The sequence below is a fragment of the Psychrobacillus sp. genome, assembly GCF_056205495.1.
This window is the reverse complement of sequence record NZ_JBAEAP010000501.1, coordinates 1-4,700: the sequence shown is the minus strand read 5'-3', so window position 1 is coordinate 4,700 and position 4,700 is coordinate 1. Positions and strand designations below refer to the sequence as shown.

4 protein-coding genes are annotated in these 4,700 nt (G+C 35.4%); 2 read left to right on the top strand and 2 right to left on the bottom strand.

The genetic code is table 11. The annotated features are described in order from the left end of the window. Nucleotides 1-64: 64 nt before the first annotated feature. On the top strand, nt 65-853 hold the full coding sequence (locus tag AC06OU_RS14320; RefSeq protein ID WP_475856680.1) for a CAP domain-containing protein: 789 nt from the start codon (nt 65-67) through the stop codon (nt 851-853). Nucleotides 854-1,013: 160 nt separating this feature from the next. On the opposite strand, the gene AC06OU_RS14315 is transcribed toward AC06OU_RS14320, so the two are convergent. Further along, entirely contained in the window at nt 1,014-2,366 is a 1,353-nt protein-coding gene (locus AC06OU_RS14315) for an MATE family efflux transporter (RefSeq protein WP_475856679.1), read from the bottom strand. A 40-nt stretch (nt 2,367-2,406) separates the two neighbouring features. Here AC06OU_RS14315 and AC06OU_RS14310 point away from each other — a divergent pair, with 40 nt between their 5' ends. Beyond that, nucleotides 2,407-3,483: an undecaprenyldiphospho-muramoylpentapeptide beta-N-acetylglucosaminyltransferase gene (locus AC06OU_RS14310; protein WP_251553193.1), complete on the top strand. Its 1,077-nt coding sequence runs from the start codon at nt 2,407-2,409 to the stop codon at nt 3,481-3,483. Nucleotides 3,484-3,521: 38 nt separating this feature from the next. Here the strand turns inward: AC06OU_RS14310 and AC06OU_RS14305 are convergent, their stop codons facing one another. After that, nucleotides 3,522-4,067: a GNAT family N-acetyltransferase gene (locus AC06OU_RS14305; protein ID WP_475856677.1), complete on the bottom strand. Its 546-nt coding sequence runs from the start codon at nt 4,065-4,067 to the stop codon at nt 3,522-3,524. Nucleotides 4,068-4,700 lie beyond the last annotated feature (633 nt).

Sequence of the window (4,700 nt, the reverse complement as noted above, 5' to 3'; positions counted from 1 at the left end):
AACTGCAGCAGGTAATTCAAAAACTACTTCTGAGGCAAATACATCCATTCAATGGAAGTCTCTTATGAAATATTCTAATGGATTATGGACAAGCGATAAAATCTTTCAAACCAATATTATAAACAAAGAGTTGGCTGCCTTAAAGTTAGTAGATAACAAAGCAGGGGGATGGAAGAATAGTATTGTAACTAAACAAGCTGTAAAATACGAAAAAAATAATAAAGTTACAAACTCCGAGAAACAAAATCAGTCTAAAAAGCAACCAGTAGCTTCAGAGAGTAAGAAAAACGAAAAAGCTACTGAAGCTCCAAAATCAGCAACAAAACAAGAGGTAGTTAAAACACCTCAGACACCAAAGCAAGAGGCAACTACAACACCACAGGTAACACCAAAACAAGAAACAGTGGCACCATCAAAGCAAAGTGAAAAAGTTACACAGGGTGCAACAAAGAATGAGAAATCCGATCAAGCTCAAGTATCTTCTGTAATTCAGCAAGTAGTAGATTTAACGAATGCAGAACGTTCGAAGGAAGGCTTAGCACCTTTACAAATCGACTCTGCACTAACTAAGTCAGCGCAAATTAAATCACAGGATATGAAGGATAATAATTACTTTTCACATACAAGCCCTACGTATGGTTCACCTTTTGATCAAATGAAAACATTAGGAATTAGCTATAAATCTGCAGCAGAAAACATTGCAATGGGCCAACGATCAGCACAAGAAGTAGTGCAAGGCTGGATGAACTCAGCAGGTCACCGAGCAAATATTATGAACGGTAGCTATACACATATTGGAGTAGGTTTATCTGATAGTGGTTATTACTGGACACAACAATTTATCAGTAAATAATATAGAAAAAACGGTGTAAATGACATTAGTCGCTTACACCGTTTTTTTATTCCTTAATACATAAAATACATACAAGTTACTTAAAGGGCTGTAATGAATTTATTATCCATTTTTATTACACTTCTCCGTCGAACACGTAGGGTCCTTTTTCAAATACAATTTAAGAGAGTTTAGAGAACTTTCGCTGTAAGTATACTAAACGTGTTCCCAGGGTAAGTGCACCGACTGTTAAGCCCGCAATTAAGCCTATCCAGTATCCAAATGGACCGTACGCTGTGTAAGTACCTAGTATGTAGCCGATAGGTAGGCCAATTACCCAATAAGATATGATCGCCATGATAAACGTAATTGTCACATCTTTATAACCTCTTAAAGCCCCTTGCACTGGTGCTTGGATGGCGTCCGATAATTGGAAGAGGGCAGCAAAAAAGAAAAATTGAACGGTTAAATTAATGACCTCTACATCGTTTGTGTAAATGGCTGCTATAGGCTTTCGCCAAACAAGTAAAATTGTAGCTGACACGAAGCTAAAGGACACAGCTGTCCCGACCCCTAGCCAACTGTAGGATTTTGCATCCTGATAGCGTTTAGCACCTACTTCTTGGCCTACTAAAATAGTAACTCCCATTGCAATACTTAAAGGAATCATATATAACAACGAAGTAAAATTCATAGCTATTTGGTGAGCTGAAATTACTGCTGTGGAAAATACACTCATCATAATCGTGACTGCAGAAAAAATAGTAGTCTCTGCAAAAATAGATAGTCCTATTGGTAAACCGATCACTGTTAAAGTTTTTAACTTGGTCATCGACGGTTTAGTCCATTCTTGGAATATTTGTAAGTCAGCAAACGGTTTATTGTATTTTATGATGAAAATAGTAATAATTAAAATGAGCCAATAAGTTATTGCTGAGGCTAATCCAGCCCCAACACCACCTAAAGCTGGCAATCCAAATTTACCGTAAATCAGTACATAATTTAGTGCGATATTAATCGGTGCAGACAGTAACGTGATGAACATGGAGATGCGGGTCTTGCCTAATGCATCTATAAAGGATCGTAGGACACTGTATAGGAATAAAGGAAGTAGTCCGATGCACATCATCCATAAATATTTTTCCGCTATTATGCGTACACTAGTTTCAAGAGGAATTGCTTCAAGGATAGGGTCCAGAAACAAAATAATTCCTATAAAAACTAAAATAGCTAATAGAATAGCAATATATAAACCTTGTTGAACAAAGGTTCTCACATCTTCTTGCTTTTTTGCACCGATTAATTGTGCTACAATTGGCGTAATGCCTAGTAGAATACCAGTCAACCCGGTATATACTGGCACCCATAGTGAAGAACCTATAGAAACGCCTGCTAGATGATTGATATTGTATTTACTTGTCATCAAGATATCAAAGAAAGTCATTAAATAGAGTGCTACCTGAGTGATTAAAATTGGTAGTACCATTTGAATCATTATCTTGGTTTTTTCTTGTAAGTTTTTTGTTTCTACCATATGGGCATACATCCTTTAGATAAATAGTTAGGAGATTATCATGAACAATAACAAAATAGTACTGACAGGCGGGGGAACAGCTGGTCATGTATCTTTAAATGAAGCCATTATCCCAGAATTATTAAGAAACGGATATGAAGTCCATTATATTGGTTCTGCTGATGGAATTGAAAAATCAATTATTGAGAAAAGCTTTCCCACTTTACCATATCACACTATTTCTAATGGTAAGTTAAGAAGGTACTTCTCTATCAAAAATTTCTCGGATCCATTTAAAGTCCTATACGGAACAATGCAAGCTATGAGAACCTTAAGAAAAATAAAGCCTTCGCTTGTATTTTCTAAAGGAGGATTTGTTTCTGTGCCAGTTGTAGTGGCGGCAAAGCTTTCTAATATTCCAGTCGTAATACATGAGTCCGACATCACACCTGGTTTAGCAAACAAAATAGCAACACCATTTGCAGAGCATATATTTACGGTTTTTGAAGAGACATTAAAGTATATTCCAAGGGATAAGTCTTCCGCTATTGGAGCAATCATTCGCCCTGATCTGTTTCAAGGAGATGAAAAAATTGCAAGAGAGCTGACAGGCTTTAGTCCTTTTAAAGAAACAATTATAGTTATGGGTGGGAGCCAGGGCTCCAAAAGTATTAATGCTGCGATTAAAGATAATATAGACACTTTAACCAAGCGATTTCAGATTATTCATCTTTGTGGTAAAGGAAACCTAGACCCTTCATTGATAGATAAACCAAATTATAAAGCCTTTGAATACGTAACGGATGAATTACCTCATTTGTTGAAAATCACAAACTATGTAATAAGCAGAGCTGGCTCTAACTCCATATTTGAATTTTTAGAGTTAAAAAAACCTATGTTATTAATACCATTGTCTAAGAACGCAAGCAGGGGAGACCAAGTATTAAATGCAAACTTCTTTGAAAAATTAGGCTATGCTATTGTCCTTGAAGAAGAGGGGCTCACCGCTGAGACATTTATGAATTCTCTTTCAGCTTTAGCATTAAACAAAGAAAAAATAATTGATGCACAGTGTCTGGCGAGTTCTTCCAAAACACCTGAGCAATTTACTGAACTACTACTAACATATAAAAACTAATGAAACTCCCGTCATAAAGTTGACGGGAGTTTCTTCTGTTACATAGCTTGTTCTTCTTCCGCATTTTGCTGAAGTGTTTTCATTAGGAAGAGGTCCTTAGGTATATAATATAAATCGAAATGGTTATTACCCTTATTAATCTCTTCGTATATCACTTGGTGAGAATCATTTGCTTTTAAAGCATAGCCAAGCTTTTCAGTTGCACGGATGCTCTTAATATTATTTTTTCTAATACGTAAAAACACTGTTTGTATATTCTGCTCAAAGAACAGTTCTTCTAAAAATTGTTCCTTCGCTTTCTTATTATAACCTTGACCTTGGAATTGTGTGCCGATCCAAGTTCCCAAAAATCCAGCACCGTGCTCAATATCAAATAGATTTATTGTGCCTATTGGTTGTCCATAGTCACTGATGATAGTACGAGAAATAGTAGTTCCAGCTAATTCTTCCTCAATCATTTGTTTTGTCAAAAACCAGTATTCGTCTGCTGAGCTAGCTTTATGACGAACGAATGGCATAATAGTCGGATCTGACATAAGCTCAAATAGAGTAGTACACTCATGCAAGTCTCTTTTTTTCAACACAAAAAAACGCCTCCTCCAGAACTGGAAATGAGCAGAGTCATTCTAGTTCCCCTGAAATTTTTCATTTGAATTGCATAAAAAATTTCGGGGTAGGAATCGAACCTACTAGAACCAGCTCAAGAACCGGTGGCGCACCATTTGCCTTCCCTCGGCAAAGAAATACTTTGCCTTATAAAATTATTTGCATAGAATAATATACTTTAAGTTTTTCATTTTGCATAGAGTTAAATTATACATTTTTTAAAAAAAATATTGTTAATACTTGTATGTTTCACAATTAATACATATGATTAATTTACATAAACAAATGATACATAAAAATTGGTTACTAGCATGGGTATTTGGAAGAACCAATATAAATGAATATATCAAATCTCCCCGTATTTTTCTATTTATTTGTTTGGATTTTCAACTGAAAGTTTAAGTTCATGTAAATGTACTTTATCATTTTTAAACGAATGCTTCTCACCCGATGATTTTCTATATAAATAGTTTAAAAGTTAATAGAAGTAGACCTATTGTTCATCTCTCAAAAAGCTTCACCGCGTAGCACGCTGACATACTTTATTTTATTAGGCTATGTTAAAGGGTAGGGTTGATTTATGATGCAAAGAAATCTTAGATCAGAGGGTA